Annotated in this window: 21 protein-coding genes; 1 reads left to right on the top strand and 20 read right to left on the bottom strand. The window is 68.2% G+C overall.

Annotated features, from left to right (window positions below):
- Positions 1–42 precede the first annotated feature (42 nt).
- The gene (locus JAN5088_RS11970; protein WP_082429979.1) at positions 43–1119 is read left to right on the top strand and encodes a Hint domain-containing protein; all 1077 of its coding nucleotides are present in this window, start codon (positions 43–45) and stop codon (positions 1117–1119) included.
- A 7-nt stretch (positions 1120–1126) separates the two neighbouring features.
- Here JAN5088_RS11970 and JAN5088_RS11965 read toward each other — a convergent pair whose 3' ends face one another.
- The 20 genes from JAN5088_RS11965 to JAN5088_RS11865 form a co-directional block, all read right to left on the bottom strand.
- A complete protein-coding gene (locus JAN5088_RS11965; RefSeq protein ID WP_055683034.1) occupies positions 1127–1600 on the bottom strand; it encodes a molybdenum cofactor biosynthesis protein MoaE in 474 nt (157 codons plus the stop codon).
- Positions 1593–1844, bottom strand: a complete 252-nt coding sequence (moaD, locus tag JAN5088_RS11960) for a molybdopterin converting factor subunit 1 (RefSeq protein WP_055683033.1) — start codon at positions 1842–1844, stop codon at positions 1593–1595. Before moaD ends, JAN5088_RS11965 begins: the two co-directional genes overlap by 8 nt.
- Positions 1841–2509 (bottom strand): CDP-diacylglycerol--glycerol-3-phosphate 3-phosphatidyltransferase, encoded by a 669-nt coding sequence (pgsA, locus tag JAN5088_RS11955; RefSeq protein WP_055683032.1) that lies wholly within the window; start codon positions 2507–2509, stop codon positions 1841–1843. Before pgsA ends, moaD begins: the two co-directional genes overlap by 4 nt.
- A 33-nt stretch (positions 2510–2542) precedes the next feature.
- Positions 2543–4411 (bottom strand): excinuclease ABC subunit UvrC, encoded by a 1869-nt coding sequence (uvrC, locus tag JAN5088_RS11950; RefSeq protein ID WP_055683339.1) that lies wholly within the window; start codon positions 4409–4411, stop codon positions 2543–2545.
- 305 nt (positions 4412–4716) lie between these two features.
- Positions 4717–5493, bottom strand: coding sequence for an SDR family oxidoreductase (locus JAN5088_RS11945; RefSeq protein WP_055683031.1), 777 nt, complete (start codon positions 5491–5493; stop codon positions 4717–4719).
- Positions 5490–6416 (bottom strand): calcium/sodium antiporter, encoded by a 927-nt coding sequence (locus JAN5088_RS11940; RefSeq protein ID WP_055683030.1) that lies wholly within the window; start codon positions 6414–6416, stop codon positions 5490–5492. Before JAN5088_RS11940 ends, JAN5088_RS11945 begins: the two co-directional genes overlap by 4 nt.
- Before the next feature lie 181 nt (positions 6417–6597).
- Positions 6598–7353 (bottom strand): S49 family peptidase, encoded by a 756-nt coding sequence (locus tag JAN5088_RS11930; protein ID WP_055683338.1) that lies wholly within the window; start codon positions 7351–7353, stop codon positions 6598–6600.
- Positions 7354–7705: 352 nt separating this feature from the next.
- Positions 7706–8764, bottom strand: a complete 1059-nt coding sequence (locus tag JAN5088_RS11925; protein WP_233489786.1) for a flagellar basal body P-ring protein FlgI — start codon at positions 8762–8764, stop codon at positions 7706–7708.
- Between the two features lie 68 nt (positions 8765–8832).
- Positions 8833–9834, bottom strand: a complete 1002-nt coding sequence (locus tag JAN5088_RS11920) for a flagellin (protein ID WP_055683027.1) — start codon at positions 9832–9834, stop codon at positions 8833–8835.
- Position 9835: 1 nt separating this feature from the next.
- A complete protein-coding gene (locus tag JAN5088_RS11915) occupies positions 9836–11275 on the bottom strand; it encodes a FlgK family flagellar hook-associated protein (RefSeq protein WP_055683026.1) in 1440 nt (479 codons plus the stop codon).
- A gap of 25 nt (positions 11276–11300) precedes the next feature.
- Positions 11301–12602, bottom strand: coding sequence for a flagellar hook protein FlgE (locus JAN5088_RS11910; RefSeq protein ID WP_055683025.1), 1302 nt, complete (start codon positions 12600–12602; stop codon positions 11301–11303).
- 108 nt (positions 12603–12710) lie between these two features.
- The gene (locus tag JAN5088_RS11905; protein ID WP_055683024.1) at positions 12711–13517 is read right to left on the bottom strand and encodes a flagellar motor protein MotB; all 807 of its coding nucleotides are present in this window, start codon (positions 13515–13517) and stop codon (positions 12711–12713) included.
- Between the two features lie 54 nt (positions 13518–13571).
- Positions 13572–14114: a PNPOx family protein gene (locus JAN5088_RS11900; protein WP_055683023.1), complete on the bottom strand. Its 543-nt coding sequence runs from the start codon at positions 14112–14114 to the stop codon at positions 13572–13574.
- Positions 14107–15123 (bottom strand): lipocalin-like domain-containing protein, encoded by a 1017-nt coding sequence (locus JAN5088_RS11895; protein WP_055683022.1) that lies wholly within the window; start codon positions 15121–15123, stop codon positions 14107–14109. The genes JAN5088_RS11900 and JAN5088_RS11895 overlap by 8 nt, the downstream gene beginning before the upstream one ends.
- A complete protein-coding gene (locus tag JAN5088_RS11890; RefSeq protein ID WP_055683021.1) occupies positions 15113–17488 on the bottom strand; it encodes an FtsX-like permease family protein in 2376 nt (791 codons plus the stop codon). The genes JAN5088_RS11895 and JAN5088_RS11890 overlap by 11 nt, the downstream gene beginning before the upstream one ends.
- Complete coding sequence (locus tag JAN5088_RS11885) at positions 17485–18138, bottom strand: ABC transporter ATP-binding protein (protein ID WP_055683020.1); 654 nt, start codon at positions 18136–18138, stop codon at positions 17485–17487. The genes JAN5088_RS11890 and JAN5088_RS11885 overlap by 4 nt, the downstream gene beginning before the upstream one ends.
- A gap of 52 nt (positions 18139–18190) precedes the next feature.
- A complete protein-coding gene (locus JAN5088_RS11880; RefSeq protein WP_055683019.1) occupies positions 18191–18922 on the bottom strand; it encodes a proteasome-type protease in 732 nt (243 codons plus the stop codon).
- 86 nt (positions 18923–19008) lie between these two features.
- Complete coding sequence (locus JAN5088_RS11875; protein ID WP_055683018.1) at positions 19009–19821, bottom strand: transglutaminase family protein; 813 nt, start codon at positions 19819–19821, stop codon at positions 19009–19011.
- Positions 19818–20759 carry an alpha-E domain-containing protein gene (locus JAN5088_RS11870; RefSeq protein WP_055683017.1) on the bottom strand — a complete coding sequence of 314 codons (942 nt, stop codon included), beginning with the start codon at positions 20757–20759 and terminating at the stop codon, positions 19818–19820. Before JAN5088_RS11870 ends, JAN5088_RS11875 begins: the two co-directional genes overlap by 4 nt.
- Positions 20759–22186 (bottom strand): circularly permuted type 2 ATP-grasp protein, encoded by a 1428-nt coding sequence (locus JAN5088_RS11865; protein ID WP_055683016.1) that lies wholly within the window; start codon positions 22184–22186, stop codon positions 20759–20761. The genes JAN5088_RS11870 and JAN5088_RS11865 overlap by 1 nt, the downstream gene beginning before the upstream one ends.
- Positions 22187–22421: the final 235 nt, after the last annotated feature.

Genomic DNA, 22421 nt, shown 5'->3' with positions numbered 1-22421 from the left:
TCCCCGCAGACCTAGCACCGGGCGACGCGGGGATCACCGGCAATGATCCGCGCGTGGGCGAACTATGGCCGCCACGGGACCGCGCCTGCCCTGTTTTCGCCCGGCTTTCGGGCGCATACTGCGCGTATGGCAAGTTCCGCGTCCCCCCGCACCGGCCTCAGCCGCTGCATGGTCTACCCGGCCGATGCGCTCCGCGTTGAAACCGGCGCGCTGATGGGCGACCCCATGGGTGGGATGGGGGATGTCGTGGCAGGCGACGTCTATGTCCTCCGTCCCGGATCGGTGTCGCGGGAACTCGTGATCGCCCGACAAGGCGCGGGTATGGCGGTGACCGGCGGGTCATCGGTTGGCGTCCCCGGGCAGGCCGTCCTGCCGCTCGCGCGTCACCAGATCATGGGCGAGCGGGGGGCCACGGTCGAGGTTCTGGTGCTCGACGTGGGCGGGGCGCGACTGGCCCTGCCGCTGGGTCCGTTGTCATCGTCGGACGAGTACACACTCATCGCGTCCAAACCGGTCGCGGGCGAATTGGGACATGTCTCGCAGGTCAGTTTCGCGCGCGGCACGCGGGTCACGATGGCGAACGGGCTTCAGGTCCGGGTCGAGGATCTGGCGCCGGGCGACCGCGTCCTGACCCGCGACAACGGGGCGCAGCCGGTCCGCTGGATCGGCACGCAGACCGTGCGGGCCGAAGGCTCCAACGCGCCGGTGGTGATCGCGGCCGGCGCGCTCAACAACACGAACGACCTGCGGCTGTCGCCCGACCACCGGCTGTTCATCTATCAGCGGCACGATGCCATCGGGGCGGGCCGGGCGGAGGTTTTGCTGCGGGCCCGGCATCTGGTCAACGGCGACACCATCGTCCGCGACGAGGATGGGCACGTCGACTATTTCCATCTGCTGTTCGACGCCCATGAGATCATCTATGTCGAAGGCATCCCGGCCGAGAGCCTGCTGGTCTCGCCCGAGAACCTCGCCGGGATGGGTGAGGATCTGGCCCGCGACCTGACCCGCAGCATGCGCGGACGCACGCACAGACATCATCATGGGGTGGAACCGAATGCCGCCGATCTGGACGGGCTGAACGCGGCCGAGATCCTGCGCCGCGCCTCGGCCCGCTGACGCGCGGTCAGTCGATCCAGCGATCCAGCGCCGCCTCGTCGGTTTCGCGTGCGTCGACCCAGATGGCGCCGTCGGCCGTCACTTCCTTTTTCCAGAAAGGGGCGCGCGACTTGAGATAGTCCATCAGGAAGGCCGCCGCGTCGAAGGCGGCATCTCGGTGCCGCGACGCCGTGGCGACCATCATGATGCGGTCGCCGGGGGCCAGGCGCCCGTGCCGGTGGATGATCGTCACGCCCGACAGGGGCCAGCGTTCGGCCGCCTGACGGGCCATATCGGTCAGGGCACGTTCGGTCATGCCGGGATAATGCTCGATCAGCATGTGGTCGAGCGATGCGTCCGCGTCGCCCGGCACGTCGCGCACCCGGCCGGTGAAGGTCACGACGGCGCCCGTGTCGGGGCCGTCCTCGAGCCGCCCGGCCTCGGTCCCGAGGTCGAAATCCGCCTCGGCCACGACGATACGCGGGGTCGGGCCCTCAGCCACCTGTCATCGGGGGAAAAAAGGCCACCTCCCGCGCGCCGGTCAGAGGCGTGTCGAGGGGGACAAGATCCTGATCGACGGCGCAGCGCACCGTCGTCATGTCCGAAAAGGCGAGGGCATAGCGTTCCTCGCGCGTGCGAAGCTCCGCCACGAGGTCGGCCACCGTCGCCGCCTCGGTCTCGATCACCTCGCGGCCCAGACCGATGCGTTCGCGCAGCCAGGCGAAATAGAGGACGTCCAGCGTCATGACGGTCGATCCTTGAGATAGGGCTTGGCCTTGACGAAATAGTCCCAGCCGGTGAGCGCGGTCAACGCCGCCGCCAACCACAGGATGACGGTGCCGAGGACGAAGCTCGCCTGCATTCCGATGTACTTCCACTTGAGACCGAGCTGGTCGGGAATGTCGCCCCGCAGGACCCGGTCCAGCACGTCGTCGCCCATGCCGGTGGATTGCAGGATCAGGTAATGCTCGAATACGCCCTGCGCGAAAAGGACGGCGATGGCGATCATCTGCGCCGTCGTCTTCCACTTGGCGAGTTTCGTGACCTTCAGGAGCCCGGCAGTATTGCCCAGGAACTCCCGCAGCCCGCTGACGAAGACCTCGCGGAACAGGATGATCGTCGCCGGCAGCAGGATCCAGGGGTTCATGCCCGAAAAGCCGGTGATCACCAGAAGCGCGATGACCACCATCGCCTTGTCCGCGATCGGGTCGAGCATGGCGCCGAACCGCGTCTCCTGTTGCCATTCGCGCGCCAGATAGCCGTCGAACCAGTCGGTGACGGCGGCCGTGACGAACAGCACGAGCGCGAACCAGTCGGCCCAGGGACGCGCGAAGAACAGGAACATCACCGCCACGCCGGGCGCGGCGAGCAGTCGGATCACCGTCAGGATGTTCGGTACCGTCCAGGTCATGCAGGCGGTTCTAGCGCGGGTTGCCCGGACCCGCTAGCCGCGTTCATGAAAGTGCCGGTGAATGGTCTCGGCAAGGGCATCGGAAATACCGTCCACCGCCTTCAGATCGACGAGCCCTGCCCGCGACACGGCCTTCGCGCTGCCGAAATGTGCCAGCAGCGCGCGTTTGCGGCCCGGTCCCACGCCCGCGATGTCGTCGAGCGGGTTCGACACGAAGGCCTTCGCGCGCTTGGCCCGGTGGGTCCCGATGGCGAAGCGGTGCGCCTCGTCCCGCAGACGCTGAATGAAATAAAGCACCGGATCGTTGCGCCGCAGAGCCATGGGGCGATGGCCCGTGCGGTGGAACTCCTCCTTGCCATGGTCGCGGTCGACGCCCTTGGCCACACCGACCATCGCGATGTCGCCCACGCCCATGTCGGTCATGATCTTGCGGACCGCGCTGACTTGTCCCGCGCCGCCGTCGATCAGCAGAAGGTCGGGCCAGAGGCCGGAGGTCCGGTCGGGGTCTTCCTTCAGCAGCCTCTTGAACCGCCGCGTCAGCACCTCGGACATCATGCCGAAGTCGTCGCCCGGCGTCAGGTCGTCGCCCCGGATGTTGAACTTGCGGTACTGGGATTTCTCCAGCCCCTCCGGCCCGCTGACGATCATCGCGCCGACCGCATAGCTGCCCTGGATGTGGGAGTTGTCGTAGACCTCGATCCGTTTCGGCGGGGCGGGCAGCTCGAACGCCTCGGCCAGCCCGGCCAGAAGCCGTGTCTGCGTGGCCGTCTCCGACATCCGGCGCCCCAGGCTTTCGCGGGCGTTCCGCACCGCACCCTGCACCAGATCGAACTTCTCGCCCTTCTGCGGGACCAGGATCTGCACCTTGCGCCCGGCGCGGTCGGACAGCGCCGCCGTCATCAGGTCGCCCTCCTCGACGCCATGCGACAGAAGAAGGGTCCGCGGCGGCTCCTTGCCGTCGTAGAACTGGCCGATGAAGCCTTCCATCACCTCGGCGGGCGACATGTCCTCGGCCACGCGGGGATAGAAGTCGCGGTTGCCCCAGTTCTGGTTGGCGCGGATGAAGAACACCTGGATGCAGGCCTGCCCGCCCTCCATGTGCAGGCCGATCACATCGGCCTCCGGCACGCCCTTCGGGTTCACCCCCTGCACCGCCTGCACGTTGGTCAGGGCCTTGATGCGGTCGCGCAGCGCCGCGGCCCGCTCGAACTCCATGTCCTCGCTGGCCTTTTCCATTTCGGCGGCCAGCTTTTCCTGAATGCTGGTTGTCTCGCCCCGCAGGAACCGCTCCGCGTCCCGGACGCTGGCCCCATAGGCTGCGGCGTCGATCAGGCCGACGCAGGGGCCGCTGCACCGCTTGATCTGATAGTTGAGACAGGGCCGCGTCCGCGCCTCGAAGTCGCTGTCGGAGCAGTTGCGCAGCAGGAAGACCCGCTGCAACTGGTTGAGGACGCGGTTGACCGCCCCGGCGCTGGCGAACGGCCCGAAGTACAGCCCGTCCCCCTTGCGACCGCGATGCTTGCGGATCTGCGGAAAGGCGTGGGAGGTCGTGACCTCGATGTTCGGAAACGATTTGTCGTCGCGCAGCAGCACGTTGTAGCGCGGCTTGAGCTGCTTGATGAGGTTCTGCTCCAGCAGCAGCGCCTCAAGCTCCGTGCCGGTCGTCAGCACCATCATCGATGCCGTCTCGCGGATCATGCGGGCGATCCGGGCAGAATGGCCCTGCAAGCGGGTGTAGTTCGCAACCCTGTTCTTCAGGTTGCGCGCCTTCCCGACGTAGAGAACGCGGTTTTCCGCATCCAGCATCCGATAGACGCCGGGCGATCCGTCGAGGGTGCGCAGGAAGCGCTTTATGACCTCCGGGCCGGTCTGCCGCGGCGTCCGGATCGTCGGTTCGGTCATCTCGCGCGATTCTCCGATGCGCTGCCTCGGATGCGAAGGCGGATCAAGGGCCGCACGATGACGCATGCCGGCGATCCCGATGTGGATAAACTTGGGAGTGGATTTGCCATCGGCTTGCTCCATAAGGGGAAATCTCGACCCCGGACCCATCGCAACGTCGGGATGGGTTAATTTCAACTATATGATTCCAAAAGCGATTTTTTCAATCGAACCGAATATTTCACACGAAATCCTGAACTTGCGTTTCCCTTGGACTGCTGGTGGAGAAATTCCGCCGACCTGACCCAGGGTCAGTGGCGGACCGTCTATTCGACGCCCTGCACATCGGGCGTGCGCCAGCCCAGATGCTGGCCGCCGTCGACGCAGAAAAGCTGCCCCGTCACCGCCTTGGCCGTCAGGATATAGCGCAGCGCCCCGCAGATATCGTCCGCGTCCGCGCCGCGTTCAAGGATCGTCGCGGCCCGCTGCGCGTCGAAGTGGCGGACCGATTGCCGGCTGCCGCGCAGCGTGGGGCCGGGCGCGATCGCGTTGACCCGGATCGCGGGCGCCAACGCCTGCGCCGCGGTCTGCGTCAGCGTCCACAATCCGGCCTTGGCCAAAGTGTAGGTCATGAACTCGGGCGTCAGCTTGCGAACACGCTGGTCGATCATGTTGACGATGACGCCGGTGCTCAGCGGCTCGCCGTCGCTTGCCACCGGGGGAGCCTGAGACGCGAAGGCCTGCGTCAGGATGAAGGGCGCCCGCAGGTTCGACCCGACGTGCCGGTCCCAGCTTTCGCGCGTGGCCGTGGCGATGTCGTCATGCTCGAAGATGGACGCGTTGTTGACGAGGACGTTCAGCGGCCCGCCGAGCGCCTCGGCCGCCGCCGGCACCAACCCGTCGCAGGCGTCGAGGTCCAGCAGATCCGCACGAAGGGTCGCTGCCCTCCGGCCCTCGGCGCGCACGGCCTCCGCCACCGCCTCGGCGCCGTCCCGGCTGTGGGCATAATGGATCGCGACGTCGTGCCCCATCCGGGCAAGCTCGACCGCCATCGCGGCTCCCAGACGCGCGCCGCCCCCGGTGACAAGCGCCCGTCCCGTCATGCGAGCGCCCACCAGAGATACCCGCAATAGAGAGCCGACAGCGCGACCCCCCAAAGACGCGTGATGTCGCGCCCCCAGAACACGAAGGGCACCAGCATGAGCGTCGCCGCCAGCATGACCCAGAGATCCTTGGACAGGAACGTCGCCTCGACCGGGACCGGGCCGACGAGTACGGCAACGCCCATGATCCCGAGCAGGTTGAAGAGGTTCGACCCGATGACGTTGCCCAGTGCCACGTCCGCGTGGCGCCGGATCGCAGCCATCACGGTCGTCGCGAGTTCCGGCAGCGAGGTGCCGACCGCCACCAGCGTCAGGCCGATCACCGTCTCGCTCACCCCCACCGACCGCGCGATCGACGTCGCCCCGTTCACCAGCAAGTTCGCCCCGAGCGGCAGGCCGATAAGGCCGATCAGCAGATAGACCGTGACCCTCCAGCCCGGAAGCCCCGGCTGGGCGCCTTCGACCTCGACCTTCTCGCCGCGACTACTCAGGAAAGTGGCGACCAGGACCCCCCCCAACACCGCGAGCAGGATCAGCCCGTTCCACCAGACCAGCTCACCTGTCAGGCAAAGGCCGATGAACAGGACCGTCGCCCCGAGCATGTAGAAAAAGTCCCGCCGCGTATCGCACCCCGACGTGTGCAGCGTGGCGATCAGCGCGGGAATGCCCAGCACGAGAAGGACGTTCGCGGTGTTCGATCCGACGACGTTGCCCAGCGCCAGGCCGGGCGCCCCGTTCAGGATGGCCTGCACGCTGACCAGAAGTTCCGGCGCCGAGGTGCCGAAGGCCACCACCGTCAGGCTGACCACGAGGGCGGGAATGCCAAGGCGCAGCGCAAGGTTCACCGCTCCCTTGACCAGCGCGTCACCCGCGAAGATCAGAATGAGGAGACCAATGGCCACCATCAGGAAATCGACGGTCATCGGATCAGGACTTTCCGCAGGGGCATGGACCGCGTCCGGCACAGACCGCGCCGCAATGCGCGCATCTGGCCCGGGCAAGCCGCGCCCGACCCGGAAATCGCAGGCGGCCGAACATGGCCAGAACGGCCATGCCGATCAGGAAAAGCGTGACGATCTTGACGATCATTGAACGCCTCCCAACTCAGAGGCCATAGCGTGCCCAACTCGCCCGCTCTTCGAGCGAGGTCAGTGCCGCATCGAGGATACCGGGCACGAGACGCTGCAACAAAGGCTTTCGCTGGCCCAGCTGGGTGATCCGGACCTTGTCGCCGTAAAGCTCGCGCAGCTTGGGCCCTGCGTGAGCCAGACCGTCGGCAAGGCCCGCCTCCACCGCCTCCGCTCCGACGAACACGTCCCCGCTGAACAGGTCGCGCGCCGTGTCGAGCCGCGCGCCCCGACGCTCGGTCACATGCGCGATGAAATGGTCGTGGATGCGCGACTGGATCGCCTTGAGCCGCTCGACGTCCTCGGGACGCTCCTGCCTGAATGGGTCGAGCATGGACTTGTCGGTCCCCGCAGTATGCACCCTGCGTTCGATTCCGTAGCGTGCGATGAAGTCCTGAAATCCGAAACCCGCGGAAATGACCCCGATGCTGCCCGTGATCGAACTGGCATCGACCCAGACATCATCGGCGGCCGCGGCCAGCCAGTAGCCGCCGGAGGCTGCCACATCCTCGACGAAGGCGTGGACCGGCACCTTCAGATCCTCGGCCAGCCGCCGGACGTGCGCGCCGATCAATGCAGACTGCACCGGCGATCCACCGGGCGAGTTGATGGCCAGAGCAACGGCGTCCGGCTTTCCCTTGCGGAACGCCCGCTCGATCAACGGGGCGAGCGTCGCGTGGCCGAGCGTTCCGCGCCCTCCGCCGGCGCTGATCACGCCTTGAAGACGCAACATGCAGACGCGGGCGCCCTTCGGACGGAACGGAATGGGAAAGCGGCGCGCCATGGGGGGGATGTATAGCCCTCCCCCACCGGGAACAAGCCAAGGCCGCAATCTTCGCGGTCCGAACGAGGGACGCATGCCGCTGGCGCTGGCCGGGCATTGTCAAAGCGTCGCGGACCGTAACCGTGATCGGGCCCCACGCCGATAGGCCGCATGGATCGCCGGAGGTCATCGGTCGGATCGGACGGCGCGGCCAATCCGTTGTCCGCTCCCCCCGACAATCCGTGCCCCGCCTGCCGGCGCAGTCGCCACCGGACCTCCGCCGGACGCGTCTGCCGCCAGCGAGACAGCGCCCGTCGCCACACTATCGCACGACGAATTCCGCATGGAGGGCACCTGCAGCCTTGATGCTCTTGAGAATGTCGATCATGTCGCGGGCCGACACCCCGAGTGCGTTCAGTCCCGCAATCACATCCGACAGCGTCGTCCCTCCCTGCACCAGCGCAAGACCTGGACCCGCGTCCTCCTGAAGGGCCACGCCGGTCCGGGGCACCACGACGGTCTGGCCCTCGGTGAACGGGTTTGGCTGGACGACCAGCGGTGCTTCCTCGATTCGCAGCGTCAGATTGTTCTGCGATACCGCGACTTCGGAAATTCGGACGTTGCTCCCCATCACGATGGTTCCGGAGGCCTGATCCACGACCACCCTCGCGCGCTGCTCCGGCGTGATGGTGACGTTCTCGATGGCGCTCAGGGCATGCGCCGGCGAGGAGGTTCCCGTGCGAGAGATGTCCAGAAGGACCGTTCCCGCGTCGAGCATGCGCGCGACGCCGCTTCCGATCTCGCGGTTGATGGCCCCTTCAACGCGGGAGGCCGTGGTGAAATCCGGATCACGCAACGCCAGCCGGATCTGCGTCATGGAGGAAAAGTCGAAGTCGACTTCCCGCTCCACCCGCGCCCCGGCCGGGACGACGCCAGAGGTCGGAACCCCCTCCACCACTGTCGCCGCATCACCCGTCGCAGACACGCCACCCGCGATGATCGTCCCCTGGGCCACGGCGTAGATTTCCCCGTCCGCTGCGGTCAGCGGGGTCATCACCAGCGTTCCTCCGAGCAGGCTGTTGGCATCTCCGATGGCGGACACGGTCACGTCGATCCGCGCCCCGCTCCGGGAAAAGGGCGGAAGGGCGGCCGTGACGATCACCGCGGCGACGTTTCGCGGTCGAAACTGCTCTCCTGTGACGTTGACGCCGAGACGCTCCAGGATGTTCGACATGATCTCTTCGGTGAAGGGCGCGTTCCGCAATCCGTCACCGGTGCCGTTCAGGCCGACCACGAGCCCGTAGCCGACCAGGTCGTTGCCCCGGACGCCGTCGAACTCCACCAGATCCTTGATCCGGATGGTCTGCGCCGAAGCGGACATGGCAATGCCCGCCAGCGCCAGCGCGATCAATCCGCTTCGCAGCGCGGTCATGACGCGACGGACCAGCCTCAACGGAGAAAATCCGTCAGCCGCAACCGCGACCGCCGGGCGGTGACCGTATAGATCGTCTCCAACCGGCTCATCTCATCCTTCAGGCGCGTCGCAGTCTCGAAAGGATCGGCGGCAAGGGCGTCCGACCGGCGAGCTTCGAGGCGCATCCGCTCATCCGCAAGCTGGTCGGAGAGAGCGGAAACGCGTTCCTCCGTGCTACCGAGATCCGCACGCGTCGCGACCAGTCCGGCGGCCGCCGTTCCCGCCCGACCGACCAGATCGCTCGTCAGGCGGCCGCGCACATCCGCGTCGATCGGGAATCCCACGTCCGGCAGGGCGGCGACGAGCGCCGCCTGTCGGAGCGCATGGCGAATCGATGCGTCGCCCACCGAAACCGGCACCTCCACCGCGGTGCCGTCACCCAGGGGGAACCGGACAGGGTCGGCCGGATAAGACCGCAAGACGCCCGCATCGATGCCACCACCGGATGCGAAATATGCGTCGAAAGCCTGCGTCAGGCTGGCGACATCCGTAGCCGTGGCGGCCAGCGCCGAAGTCTCCGCGATCATCCGGTCGACGTCGATCAGGGGTTCGCCTGACGGATCGCCGTTGCCGAAGACCGCACGGCCGTTCATCGTCTGTCCCAACGTCGAGGCGATGTCGGACAGGGCCCCGAGCGCCGTCCGGGCGATACCGTCGATCTGAGCCCTGCTTCCGGGGGTGAGCGCGCTTACGAGTTCGGAGGATACCCGATCCCCGGCTTCGCTCACCACGGCCAAGGCGCTCTGCGCCACCTCCAGCCACGTCGAAGCCTGCCCGAGAGCCGCGGCGCGCGCGTCATGCGTTCGCAGCAGGTGCGAGACGCGCGATACCGTCGAGAATTCGCTGCCGACCGCGCGGCCGGCATCCGCAACCCTGCCGCTCGAGAGTTCTTCCGTGAGGACGTCGAGACGGGCGCGGGTTTCGGCCGAATGGTCGCGGGGGGTGATCATCGGCAGGAGGGGAGGCTTGGTCAGCATGTCAAATCTCCGTCAGTCGGTTCATCATGTCGCTCACCGCCTGTACGATCCGGGCGTTCGCGGCATAGGCCTGTTCGATCTCGATCAGGCGGCGCATCTCGCCATCTACGTCGACCTTGCCGCCGTCGCGGCCCTCGACCAGCGCTTGGGCTTCCGTCGTCCCGAAGGCGACCGCATCGTCGAAGCGCACACGGGCGCCGGAGACGAGCGAACGCAGGGTCGCGGCATGGCCGGCGACGTCTTCGGGAACATCGGGCAGGCCCGGTACCGCCGGTGTCCGTCGCTCGGCCAGCGCCGCACCGTAGCGGAGCAGGAGATTGCCGTCGGCCCCCGTCCCGGGCGCCGTCGCGCCCAGCCCGTCGCGCAGCCGCCAGAGATTGGCGGAATTGTCCGGAGCGACCAGCGCGTTGATCGAGATCCGCCCGGCCAGACCTGACGGTGCCGTGGGCGATGACGCGTTCCCGGCATCGGTGAACAGACCCGGGGCGCCGACAGGTCTCGTGGCGTCGAGTCCGCCCGCCTCGAACCGGGCGATGAGATCGCCTGCCAGACCGTCTAGACGGCGCATGGCTTCAGGCGCGGTATCGTCGCGCAGCGCGAAGAGCGCCTCGAGCTTGCCGCCGGGGATCCCGCCGGACCCCTCTGTCACATTGACTGGCCGGCCATTGACCTCGAGACCCGACAGATGGGTCGGAAAGGTCATCGCGGCAGTGATCGGCGCGCGCGCCGCGAATCCGAGCGTGGCGGGTTTGCCGTCGAGCAGCATCACCCCGCCCCGGGACACGAGCGCGACCGCGCCACCGTCGCGCGGCATCTCGCGCAGGGGGATCTGTCCGGAAATCCGGTCGATGAGGACGCCCCGCTGATCGAGCAGGTCCGCGGTATCGTGACCCGACGAATGGAGCCTGCGGATGTCGGTGTTGAGACGTGCCACATCTTCCAGATCCTGGTTGATCTGCGTTACGGCCTTGCCGATGGCGCCGTCGGCGTCCTGCCTGTGCCGGTCGACGAGGTCGCCCAATCCGTTGAACGCGGTCGCGAGATCGCTCGCCGCCCGAGAGATACCGGCCAGCCCCTGACTGGACGACGGATCGGCTGCTGCCGAGACGAAGGCCGCGTCGAGGCGCGCGAGACGGTCCTGAAGCCCGCCCGGCGTGTCCGGGTCGCCGATCGCTGCATCGAGGGCGGTATGGAATGACTGCAAGACTTCGTTGCCGCCCAACCGTGATTGCGCGTCGCGGCGGAGCAGGACGAGTTGCGGATCCGTGCCGCGGGCGATCGTTGCGACCGCTCCGGGCTGCCCGACACCGCCCGTCTCCACATTGCGAGTGGCGTAACCCGCGCGGTCCGCGTTCGCGACGTTCCGCGAGACGACTTCGGCCCGGCGCGAGGCGAGATCCAGCCCCGCGACGGCGAAATTTAGGGATGAGGTGAGGCTCATGTCGGGCTCCGGCGTTCTGGCGCGATCAGCGCTTGATGTTCGTGGTTTCCTGCAACATCTCGTCGACGGTCTGGATGACCTTCGCGTTCGAGTTGTAGGCGCGTTGCGTCTGGATCAGCTGCGTGAGTTCGGAGGCCACGTCGGTCGCACTTTCCTCCCGCGAGAAACCGATGATGTCGCCCACCGGCCCCTCGCCCGCGTTCCACAGATAGAAGGGACCGCTCTCGGCGGAGACCTGATAGGTCTGGTTCGCCAAAGGCTTGAGCCCATTCGCGTTGGGGACGTCGACGATCGGAATCTGGTAGAGCGTCTTGGTGAAACCGCTGTCGTAGATCGCGGTGAGCATGCCGAGCGCATCCACCTCGATCGAGGCGAGCGTGCCCACGGGCGACCCGTTCTTGGTAATGGCGAGCGGTGCGAAGGTGTCCGAAAGCTGCGACAGGCCGCCGGGCACGCGTTCGCGCCCGACCTCGATGGAGATGGGGCCGCTCTGCGCGGCGATGCCGATCATGCCGGTCGCAGGATCGTAGGTTCCGGCTGAAAGCGGTGTCACGCTGGCGATGGTGCCGCCGGCATCGCGCGAGTCGTCGAAGACCACGGTGAATTCCCCGACGAGGGCGCCGGCCTGGGCCTGATCGGCGATCCGGACGGTCCACTCGTTGCTCGCCCCCGCGGCCGGGACCGTCGGCGTGAAGGTGATGTCGAGGTTTTCCGCCTGGCCCAGGTTGCCGAAATATTCGAGCGTCAGGTTGCGCGGCGCCCCGGACGCCCCGGCGGCGGTATCGGTCGCAGGCAGGTTCAGTCCCAGCGACATGCGCGTGGTCGCGTCGCCCTCGAACTGGTTGGCGTCCACGCGCACGGGAACGAGGCCGCCGACCGCGTCGCGGGGATAGCCGGGGATCGTGCCGTCCTGGTTGGCCGGCCAGCCGAGCAGAGCCTGGCCGCTGGAGGTGCGGAGGATGCCGTTCGCGTCGGCCCGGAAGGAGCCTGTGGACGTCAGACGCAGCGGAAGCTCGCCGGAGGTGCTGTTGACGGCGGTGACGGACGTGACCGGCAGCATGCCACGGCCGGTGACCGACAGGTCGGTGGGATTGTTCGTGGTGATCAGGGTGCCCCGCTGCTCCACCGCCCGGCCGGTGGTCACACGGACGCCCCCCGCCGAATAGGCGCCCCGAGTCTGGTCGAGGACCAGGGAGTGGAAGTCGGCCACCGACCGCTTGTAGCCGAAGGTCGCCGAGTTCGCGATGTTGTCGGAGATCGTGGCAAGCTTGCTGGCATTCACATTGAGGCCCGTGACGCCGGCATTGAGGGAAGAAGAAATCGTCATCGGCGGTCCTTTCGGGATCTCATCATGAAGCGACGCGAGTCGTCTGTGCCGACCATGGGGCACGGGGGTTAAGAGCGGCCTAACGCGGCGGTTCTTTTGGGGCGACGGTCATCGGCGGGGCGCCACGCGGTCGCGGATCACCACGATCTCGATGCGGTTGTTGCGCGACGACAAGGGGTCCGATGCGGCGGGCCGCCGGTCCGCATGACCGGTGACGCGCACCACCCGGCCGTCCACCACGTCGGCCTCGGGCAGGGCGCGCCGGATCGCGTCGGCGCGCGCAGACGACAGGGGCCAGACCATGGGTTCGCGGGTAACCACGGGTTCGGCCGCGGTATAGGCCTCGATGGCCAGGGCGTTGGGATGTTCGCGCAGGGCCGGCGCCACCGAGGCGAGAAGGCGGCTCATGAGGTGCGTCGGCTCTTCTCCCTCGAACAGGGGGGATCCGGGCAGGTCGAAGAACTCGATGACCAGACCCTCGTCCGTCAGGCGGACCGTAACGTGGCGCAACAGCTCCTCGTCCACCAGGCTGTCGCCGCCCTTGCCCATGATCGCCGCTTCGATCGCGGCCAGCGTGGCATCCTCCGCCGCGGTTCCGTTGGCTTCGGACGGGGTGATGCCGCCGCGCCCGAGCTGGACCTGACTTGCATCGGTGCTCATGGAGCGTCCGCCCAGGGCGCCGTCGCCGCCGCCGGACGCGCGACTGACGGCGATGGTAGGGCTGAAGTAGTCCGCGAGACCCTTTCGCTGTTTCTCCGTGGTCGCGTTGAGCAGCCACATCAGCATGAAGAACGCCATCATCGCGGTGACGAAGTCGGCATAGGCGACTTTCCAGGCGCCGCCGTGATGCCCCCCTTCGACCACCTTCTTGCGCTTGATGATGATGGGACGCTGGTTGTCTTTCTTGCCTGCCATGTCCGGCCCTCCGCCCCGCGGGTCTAGGAGGCGGAGGTGAAGAATCCGTTAGCGTCAGGGCGCGATCCAGCGCCCCCCGGTCCCGTCGAACCGTGCGCGCCGGTGGGGATCGTGCGCGAGCGACAGGATGTCGATCGCGAAAACCTTGCCCTGAAGCGCGGCGAACCGGGCCATGTCCGGTGTCCGCGTGACCTGGCGCGGTGCATCGACCGGCGCCCCGGGGGCGGGATCGGTGCCGTAGTTGAGCCGCGCCTCCGCCGGGATCCGCGACCAGCGATCGGCATCCGCGGCAATCACCTCAAGCATTACCGACAGGCGCAGTTGCACCTGCGCCCCGGTGTCCCAGGCCAACAGCGCCGCGCGCGGGTCGTGCATCGCCGCCCGCACCTTGGCCGTCCGCAGGTCGGTATGGACCTCGACGGTGCGCGCCATCCGGTCGGCCACGCGCAGACCGACCATCCGCGCCTCGGCGCCATGCGGGCCTGTCGTCGCCAGCGTCACCAGGCGGAACGGGTCGGAGGCGTCGCGTGCCCCGCGTTCGAGCCGCGTCCAGACATGGTCGAGCAGCCAGCCCAGATCGGCGAAAGGATCACTCATAGCCGGTCATCTCCAGATAGCCCGCGCCCGCGTGACTGCCCGATGCCGTCACCGGGCCTTCCCAATAGGGAAAGAGCGTCGGCTGCCAGCTATGCGGGTTCATCGCCGCGACCGTGACGTCCAGCCCCTCCGCCGGCAGGGCCACGCGCCAGCGCACGGGCACCTCACGGCCGGCGACCTCCGTCACGGCCAGCGGCGCGACGGTCAGCGCATCGCCGTAGTAGGGTCGAAGCGTTCCGTCCGGTTCGATCCAGCTTGCGTAGTGAAAAGGCGATCCGCCGCGCAGCGAGAAGGCCATCACCCGGCTGCCATCGTCCAGATGGAGCGAGAACCAATCCCAGCCATCCTGGTCGTCCTGCAGGGGCTGCGACGACCATTCGCGGTCGAGCCATCCGCTGCCCGTCACCTCCACCGGCCCGTCAGGCAGGTGCAACGTCCCGGAAACGCGGTAGAAAGGCTGCGAATAGTAATAGCTCGCCTGCCCCGCCGCCGACTTGCGCGAGAACCCCCCGTCACCGTGCAGGACGAGCGGCCCCTCGGCGCGGAGCGTCAGGTCGTAGCCCGCTTCCCCCGTCCGCGCCTGCAGGGTCAGGGTGTCGATGTCAGGGCCCGCCAGCGACCAGTCGTCGATCCAGGCCGCGAAGGGGTCCGGGGTCACGCCGGCCTGCCCGACCCCGCCACGGGCCAGACGCTCGCCCGAGAAATGCGCGTCGGGGGTGGTAAGGCCGAAATGCCCCATCCAGACCTGCGGCCCCGCGGGCGTCAGGGCCGAGCGAAACAGCGTCCACTGGATGCCATAAGGACGGCCGTCATCGCCCGTCAGCGTCGCCGTCAGGTACCACCATTCGATGCGGTAGTCGGGATGGGGGCCGTGGTCGGCGGGAAAGGCGAAGGTGGGATCGGGCCGCGGCAGCGCGAACCCCTCGCCCCCCTGGCCCAGCCCGGCGAAACCCTGGCCCTGCGCCGGAAAGGCGAGCCAGAGAAGGATGAGGAGCGCCCTAACGTTCATTGACGAACACCTTGACCAGATCGGCGGGGGCCATGCGCCAGAGACGCCAGGCCGGGAAGGCCGCCGCAAGCCCCGCCGCCATCAGCGACCAGAGGACGAGGCCTGCCCACCCCGCCGGGTCCGGCAGCAGCGGCAGGCGCCAGCCGAAGGCCTGCACGTTGACCACCGCGAGAAGAACCCAGGCCAGCGCGATGCCGGTAGGCACGGCCAGCGCCGCGGTGAACGCCGCGAGCAGCAACGCGCGGACAAGATCGGCCACTGCCAGCCGCGCCCGTGTCAGACCCAGCGCCCAGACCGGCGCCACCTGCGGCACCCGCATCGTGCCCAATGTCGTGAGCGAAGCCCAGAGCGCAAAGGCCGCGACCCCCAGCGTCAGCACGTTCAGCGCGGCGGTCACCGCGAAGGTCTGCTCGAACACCCCGAGCGAGAAGGCCTTGATGCGTGCCTGATCGACCACACGATCGGACGGCAGGTCGAACCGCTCGGTCAGGTCGCGCGACAGGGCAGGCACGTCGGCGGGGTCGAGACGCAGGCCGAACCGCAATGTCGGAATGCCGGGGAAGACCTCTCGGAACAGAGCGTCGGTCAGGATCGCCTGTCCCAGGGGATTGCCGTAGTCCGAATAGACACCCAGAATGTCCCGCATTCCTCCGCTGCCCAGATCGACGCGTTCGCCGGACCAGAGGTCGGTCCGGCGGGCCAGCTGCTCGTTGATCAGCGCACCCTCGCCTGCGGCCAGGCGGTCCCAAACGCCGGGCGCCGCGTCGAGCAGCGGCCAGTTGTCGCGGAAGGTCGCATGGTCGGCCTGACCGTAGATCTGCCCCGGAGCCCCCTCGAGCGTGGAGTCGACCGAGACCACCGGCAGCACGGCGTCGACCCGCGGGGCGACGAAGGCGCGGATCGCCTGCGCTTCGCCGGGATCGGCGGCGTAGACATAGAGTTCCGCCGCAAGGCGCTGGTCGAGAAAGCCGGTGAAGGTGGCGCGGAAGCTGCCGACCATGGTGCCTACACCGATATTGGCCGCCAGCGCCAGGAGCAGCGCCATAAGCGCGAGGCTGAGCCCCGGGACCTGCTGGCGGGCATCGGCCCAGAGCCATTGCGCCACGGCTCCCTTCGCCCGGCCCGTGCCGAGATCGAGCACAATCGACAGCAGCGGCGGCAGCAGCAGGGCCGCGCCCAGAAGCAGCGCCCCAAGGCAGGCGAAACCGGCAACCAGACCGTCGCCCAGAACCGCGATCGCGCCTGCCAACAGCAGAAGAACACCGCCGCCCACCGCCTGCCGCCGCAGGGTCGCGGCACGGGCGCGGGCCCAGGCGCGCGGCATGGCGGGCGCCAGCACCGGAAGATGCGCCAGTTGCCAGAGGCTCTGCCCTCCCGCGAGCGCCAGCCCCGCGCCGGCCATCGCGAAGCCCGACAGCCACCACACCGGCGACAGCGACAGGCTGCCGGCGACGCCCGCGCCGTAAAGCCCGGCCAGCGTCGCCGCGACACCGGGCAGCAGCAGCGCCGCCACGACGTACCCCAGCAGGATGCCCAGCGCCCCCGACACCAGCGTGAACCCCAGCAGCTCCACCGCAAGCAGCAGCGTCAGCCGCGATGCGGGCAGGCCCAGGGCGCGCAGGGTTCGGAACAGGGGGCGGCGCTGTTCGAAGGCGAGGCCGATGGCCGCGTGTACGATGAACAGGCCGACGACGAAGGCGAGCAGGCCGAAAGCCGTCAGGTTCAGGTGGAAGCTGTCGGTCAGCCGGGCGATGTTGGCGCCCATTTGCGGCTCGACCAGGCGCGTGCCGGGCAGAAGCTCGGTCAGCGGCGGAAGGCCCGTGCGCTGGTCCGGCAGGACCAGCAGGCGTGTCACGGTGTCAGTGCCGAGGATGCCCTGCGCCGCTGCGATGTCGGCCAGAACGATGCCGGGGGCGAGCGCCTCCGACACGCGCGCGGGCGGCAGGCCGTCGGGAAGGCGCGCATCCGGCGCAGCGAAGATGACGTTGCCGGCGAGGAACCCCGTCAGGTCGTCGCCCTGCGACAGATCGGGCGTCCCGCCCGACGGCGGCGCGGTAAAGGGGTCGATGCCGAGGATCCGCAGCGTGCTGTCCGGCAAGCGCCCCTCCAGCACCGGCGTGACGCGCCAGCCAGCGCGCCGGGCTGTGGCGAAATCGGCGAGCGTCAGCGCCCCTTCGAGGCGCGGCAGGTCGGATTGCCCGAGCGTCGCCGCCGCGCGGTCGTAGCTCAGCCGCGCCTGCGCGTTGATCGCCTGCACCCCGGTCCAGAGCCCGGTCGCCAGCGCCAGCCCCACGACCAGCGTCACGAGTTGCAGGGGGTGGCGCCACCAATGGGCCGTCAGGGCCTTGAGGGCCGCCCGGTTCACGCGATCCGCCCCGCCCGCAGGTGCAGGCGTTCGTCGAGCATGTCGGCCAGTCGCGTCGAATGGGTCACCATGAGCAGCCCCGCCCCCGTGTCGCGCGCGAGGTCGCGCATCAGGGCCATCATGGCGTCGCCCGTCGCCTCGTCGAGGTTGCCCGTCGGTTCATCCGCCAGCACCAGCCGGGGCCGCGCGGCCAGGGTGCGGCCGATGGCGACCCGCTGCTGCTGCCCGCCCGACAGCTGTTCGGGATAGCGATGCAGATGATCGGACAGGCCCAGGCGCGCGGCCAGATCGCCAACCTCGCCCGGATCGCGGCCGGCCAGACGGGCGTGGAAGGTCAGGTTGTCGGCCACGTTCAGCGAGGGGATCAGGTTGAACTGCTGGAAGATCAGGCCCACGGCATCGCGCCGCATCGCCGCCCGCGCGGCATCGCCCATGGCGCCGATGTCCTGCCCGTCGATCTCGATCCGGCCTGCGTCGGGCGTGTCGAGCCCGGCAATGAGGTGCATAAGCGTGGATTTCCCCGAGCCGCTTTCCCCCGTCAGCGCCAGCGTCCGCCCCGTCCCGAGCGACAGCGATACTCCGCGCAGGACCGGCTGGGGGCCGTCCGCCGTCTCAAAGCTCTTCTCGACATCGCGAACGGTCAGCAGCATGGGGCAGAGCCTAGGCGGACCCCCACGACATTCAATGCCCCGCCCGACCGCGTCAGAGCGTCACGTCCGGCAAGCTGTCGAAAGCCTGTCGCAGGGCATCGGACCAGCCGTCGGATACCGCGCGCCAGTCGGCGTCCGTATCCTCGATCCGGCGCGAGTAGCCGATCTTCATGCTGTCGGCCTCGTAGATCCGCAGGTCGAGCGGGGTGCCGACCGACAGGTTCGCGCGGATGGTGGAATCGAAGCTCACCATCAGAAGCTTGACGGCCCGCGCGAAATCCATGTCCGGGTCGTAGGCGCGCACGAGGATGGGGCGGCCGTATTTCGTCTCGCCGATCTGGAAGAAAGGCGTATCCGACTGCGCCTCGACGAAGTTGCCTTCGGGATAGATCATGTAGAGACGCGGCGGCCCGCCCTTGACCTGCCCACCGAAGATCATCGTCGCGTTGAAGGTCGACGCGGCGGTCGGCCCCGTCCGCGCCTGTTCGGCGATCACGTCGCGAAGCGTCTGTCCGATCAGGCGCGCGGCCTGGAACATCGACGGCACCCCCAGCAGGGTGGGATCGCGGTCCGAAGGGGCGAGATTGCGCTCCTCCAGCAGGCTGACGACGGCCTGTGTGGTGGCGAGGTTGCCCGCCGTCATGAGCATCATCACCCGGTCGCCGGGAACCTCCCAGGTGGTCATCTTGCAATAGCTGGAGATGTTGTCGAGCCCGGCATTCGTCCGCGTGTCAGACAGAAAGACGAGGCCTTGGCGAAGTTGCATGCCGACGCAATAGGTCATTGGGGGTTCCGCTGATGTGAAGGCCCGATGTCTGCCCCGCACGGCGCCGTGTCAATGTCCGGCCGGGGACTCGGGAACAGGCGACGCTATTGCTGGGCCTGGCGGACGGACAGGTGGACGTCCAGCGTCTCTTCCCCCGCGCCCTGGCGGACGCCCGTCACGGGGGCCGCGTCCGAATAGTCCGACCCCGTCGCCACGCGAACGTAGCGGTCGTCGGGCGCGATCACGTTCGAGACGTCGAACCCGGTCCAGCCGAGACCCTCCAGATGCGCCTCGGCCCAGGCGTGGGTGGCGTCCTGCTCGTCGCGGTCGTCCATCTTGAGGTAGCCCGAGACATAGCGCGCCGGCACCTCGAGAAGGCGCGCGCAGGTCAGGAAGATGTGGGCATGGTCCTGGCAGACGCCGGCGCCGGCCGCGACGGCATCCTCGGCCGTACGCGTCACTTCGGCGGCCGTGGTGTCGAAGGCCACCCGGTCGCGGATCGCCGCCGAGAGCGCGTGCATCCGCTCGAGCGGGTCGGCCACGTCGCGCACCTCGCGCGCCAGCGCCATGGTCCCCGGCCCCCGCCGCGTCAGATCGGTGGGTCGCAGGAACATCCACAGCGGCATGAACCCCTTCTGCGCGCCGACCACGCCGTTGCGGGCTTCGACCTCGACTGTGCCGCGCGCCGTGATGGTCACCTCGCGCTGGCCGGCATCGACGGACACGAGCTGGGTCTGGTTGGCATGGGCGTCATCGAAGGTCGCCTCGACCCGGCCGCCCTCGACCTCGGTGGTCCAGTCCAGCACGGTCTGGCCTGCCCGGCTTTTCGGCGTCAGGCGAAGCTGTTGCAGCGCATAGGTCACCGGCTCCGACCAGCGATAGGTAGTGGTGTGGCGGATGGACAGGCGCGCGGTCATGCGAAGAACCTGTAGTCGCGCTCGATCTGCGCGCCCAGTTCGGCGTTGCGTTTCAGAAAGTCCTGCAGGAATTCGTGCAGGCCGGTATCGAAGATGTCCTCGATCGTCGCGCGCTCCAGATCCTCGCACATGGCGTCTGCCATGTCGTGACTTGGCAACCGGGCCCCGTAGTCCCGTTCCAGATGGTTCAAATTGCTTCCGATCTTGGAATAGCAGAACGACAACCCGCGCGGTTGCCGTCCGTCGAGGATGAGGAACCGCGCGATGGCCGCGGGCCGGCGGGTACGCCCGTGGATCATGCGGAACGCCCCCTCCGCCGAGACGGACCGCAGGATCATCTCCCACTGCGCGTTGTCGAGGGTCGAGCCCACGCCGGCGGCCGAGGGCAGCAAAACGTAGTATTTCACGTCGAGCAGCCGGGCCGTCGCATCGGCGCGTTCCAGAAAGGTGCCGAGCCGTGCGAAGTTATAAATGTCATTGCGCAGCATCGTCCCGGTCAGCGATCCGCGAACGAAGGCCGACCGCTGCCGGATGACGCCGAGCACGCGGGGCAGGTCGCGGGGCGCGACCTTGCGCTGCAACTCGCGGCGCAGGGTCATCCAGCATTCGTTGACCGCCTCCCAGACCTCTCGCGTCAGGGCCGTGCGGACCAGCCGGGCGTTCATGCGCGCGTTCTCGATGCAGCTGAGCACCGAGGAGGGGTTGTCGGGGCTTCGCAGCAGCCAGTCCACCGCCGCCTCGCCCGTCACGGCATCGTTGTGGGCGTCGAAGCCGGGCTTGGCCCAGGCGGTCTTCAGCACGCCGGCCCATTCGCTCTCGGCCCGGTCGGGCCGGGTCAGCGCGATCCTCTGGCCGGTCTCGACCAGCCGGGCGAGGTTTTCGCACCGCTCCATGTAGCGGAACAGCCAGGTGAGCCCGCCTGCGGTCTTGCCCAGCATCATTCGTCCTCCAGCACCCAGGTGTCCTTGGTGCCTCCCCCCTGCGAGGAGTTGACGACCAGCGACCCCTTTTTCAGCGCCACGCGCGTCAGCCCGCCCGGCGTGATCTCGATACCGTTCGGATTGACGAGCACGAAGGGCCGCAGGTCCACATGCCGGGGCGCCAGACCGGCCCTAGTGAAGATGGGCGTCGTCGACAGGGCCAGCGTCGGCTGCGCGATGTAGTTGCCGGGCCGCGCCTCCAGCTTGCGACGGAACTCCCGAATGTCCTTCTTCGACGCGGTGGGGCCGATCAGCATGCCGTAGCCGCCCGATCCATGCACCTCCTTGACCACAAGCTCCTCCAGGTTGTCGAGGACATGGGCCAGGCTGTCGGGGTCGGAGCAGCGCCACGTCGGCACGTTCTCCAGCAGGGGCTTCTCGCCGGTGTAGAACTCCACGATCTCGGGCATGTAACTGTAGATCGCCTTGTCGTCGGACACCCCGGTTCCCGGCGCGTTCGCGATCGTGATGCCGCCCGCGCGGTAGACGTCGAAGATGCCCGGCACGCCCAGCTGGCTGTCGGGGCGGAAGTTCAGCGGGTCGAGGAAATCGTCGTCGACCCGGCGATAGAGCACGTCGATCGCGCGATACCCCTGCGTCGTCCGCATGGCGATGCGGCCGTCCACGACCCGCAGGTCGTGCCCCTCGACCAGTTCGACGCCCATCTGGTCGGCCAGGAAGCTGTGCTCGTAATAGGCGGAATTGTGGATGCCGGGCGTCAGCACCGCGACCGTCGGGTCACCCTCGCACATCCTCGGCGCGCAGGCGGCAAGGCTTGCGTGCAGCGTCTCGGGATAGCGGCTGACGCGCTGCACCCTGTTGGCCGAGAACAGCTCGGGGAACATGTGCAGCATCGTCTCGCGGTTTTCGAGCATGTAGCTGACGCCCGAGGGGCAGCGTGCGTTGTCTTCGAGCACGTAGAACTGGTCCGGCCCCGTCCGCACCAGGTCGATGCCGACGATGTGGGTATAGATGCCGCCCGGCGGCTCCACCCCGATCATCCCGCTCAGATAGGCGTCGTTGCGCGCGATCATCCCGACCGGCAGGCGCCCGGCGCGCACGATTTCCTGACGGTGGTAGATGTCGTGGAGGAAGGCATTCAGCGCGCGCACCCGCTGCTCGATCCCTTTCGAGAGGCGTGCCCACTCGCGGGCGGCGATGATGCGCGGCACGATGTCGAAGGGGATCAGGCGCTCGCCCGCTTCGGCCTGGCCGTAGACGTTGAAGGTGATCCCGGTCAGGCGGAACACGGCCTCGGCCTCGCGGGCCTTGGCGCGCAGATCGCCCGGTCGTTCGGAGGAGAACCACGCCTCGAAGGCGCGATAGGCGTCGCGCACCGATCCGTCCGGGCGCAGCATCTCGTCGAAGGGGGAAGTATCGTCCATCGGCACACGATGTCGATTGAAAGGCCAACGCGCAACCGTTGCGTAAGTCTGGCAGGACAGGCGCGGCGATCCGACGTCCCGTTCCGCCGGACGCGCGCCTCCTTGCGCGGTATGTCCGACGGCCGGGACGTCGTGGCTGCGAAACACCGGGTGGGCCATCGGGTTCCCGTCCGTGCACGTTTGCAACATTGCGGACCTGCGCCGAACTTTCACTGCGTCTTTCAGGATGATAGGG

The organism is Jannaschia rubra (genome assembly GCF_001403735.1).
GTDB lineage: Bacteria > Pseudomonadota > Alphaproteobacteria > Rhodobacterales > Rhodobacteraceae > Jannaschia > Jannaschia rubra.
The sequence above is the reverse complement of the archived record's forward strand: the minus strand, read 5'-3'. Positions and strand labels throughout refer to the sequence as shown.

Bases quoted from the DNA above. Each gene is read 5' to 3' on its own strand.
- moaD (WP_055683033.1), bottom strand. From the start codon at position 1,844: ATGACGCTGGACGTCCTCTATTTCGCCTGGCTGCGCGAACGCATCGGT.
- JAN5088_RS11945 (WP_055683031.1), bottom strand. From the start codon at position 5,493: ATGACGGGACGGGCGCTTGTCACCGGGGGCGGCGCGCGTCTGGGAGCC.
- JAN5088_RS11940 (WP_055683030.1), bottom strand. From the start codon at position 6,416: ATGACCGTCGATTTCCTGATGGTGGCCATTGGTCTCCTCATTCTGATC.
- JAN5088_RS11875 (WP_055683018.1), bottom strand. From the start codon at position 19,821: ATGACCGCGCGCCTGTCCATCCGCCACACCACTACCTATCGCTGGTCG.
- JAN5088_RS11905 (WP_055683024.1), bottom strand. From the start codon at position 13,517: ATGGCAGGCAAGAAAGACAACCAGCGTCCCATCATCATCAAGCGCAAG.
- JAN5088_RS11865 (WP_055683016.1), bottom strand. From the start codon at position 22,186: ATGGACGATACTTCCCCCTTCGACGAGATGCTGCGCCCGGACGGATCG.
- JAN5088_RS11910 (WP_055683025.1), bottom strand. From the start codon at position 12,602: ATGACGATTTCTTCTTCCCTCAATGCCGGCGTCACGGGCCTCAATGTG.
- JAN5088_RS11925 (WP_233489786.1), bottom strand. From the start codon at position 8,764: ATGTCCGCTTCGGCGCAGACCATCCGGATCAAGGATCTGGTGGAGTTC.
- JAN5088_RS11930 (WP_055683338.1), bottom strand. From the start codon at position 7,353: ATGTTGCGTCTTCAAGGCGTGATCAGCGCCGGCGGAGGGCGCGGAACG.
- JAN5088_RS11915 (WP_055683026.1), bottom strand. From the start codon at position 11,275: ATGAGCCTCACCTCATCCCTAAATTTCGCCGTCGCGGGGCTGGATCTC.
- JAN5088_RS11885 (WP_055683020.1), bottom strand. From the start codon at position 18,138: ATGCTGCTGACCGTTCGCGATGTCGAGAAGAGCTTTGAGACGGCGGAC.
- JAN5088_RS11920 (WP_055683027.1), bottom strand. From the start codon at position 9,834: ATGCTGACCAAGCCTCCCCTCCTGCCGATGATCACCCCCCGCGACCAT.
- JAN5088_RS11970 (WP_082429979.1), top strand. From the start codon at position 43: ATGATCCGCGCGTGGGCGAACTATGGCCGCCACGGGACCGCGCCTGCC.
- uvrC (WP_055683339.1), bottom strand. From the start codon at position 4,411: ATGACCGAACCGACGATCCGGACGCCGCGGCAGACCGGCCCGGAGGTC.
- JAN5088_RS11895 (WP_055683022.1), bottom strand. From the start codon at position 15,123: ATGAACGTTAGGGCGCTCCTCATCCTTCTCTGGCTCGCCTTTCCGGCG.
- JAN5088_RS11900 (WP_055683023.1), bottom strand. From the start codon at position 14,114: ATGAGTGATCCTTTCGCCGATCTGGGCTGGCTGCTCGACCATGTCTGG.
- pgsA (WP_055683032.1), bottom strand. From the start codon at position 2,509: ATGACCTGGACGGTACCGAACATCCTGACGGTGATCCGACTGCTCGCC.
- JAN5088_RS11870 (WP_055683017.1), bottom strand. From the start codon at position 20,759: ATGCTGGGCAAGACCGCAGGCGGGCTCACCTGGCTGTTCCGCTACATG.
- JAN5088_RS11880 (WP_055683019.1), bottom strand. From the start codon at position 18,922: ATGACCTATTGCGTCGGCATGCAACTTCGCCAAGGCCTCGTCTTTCTG.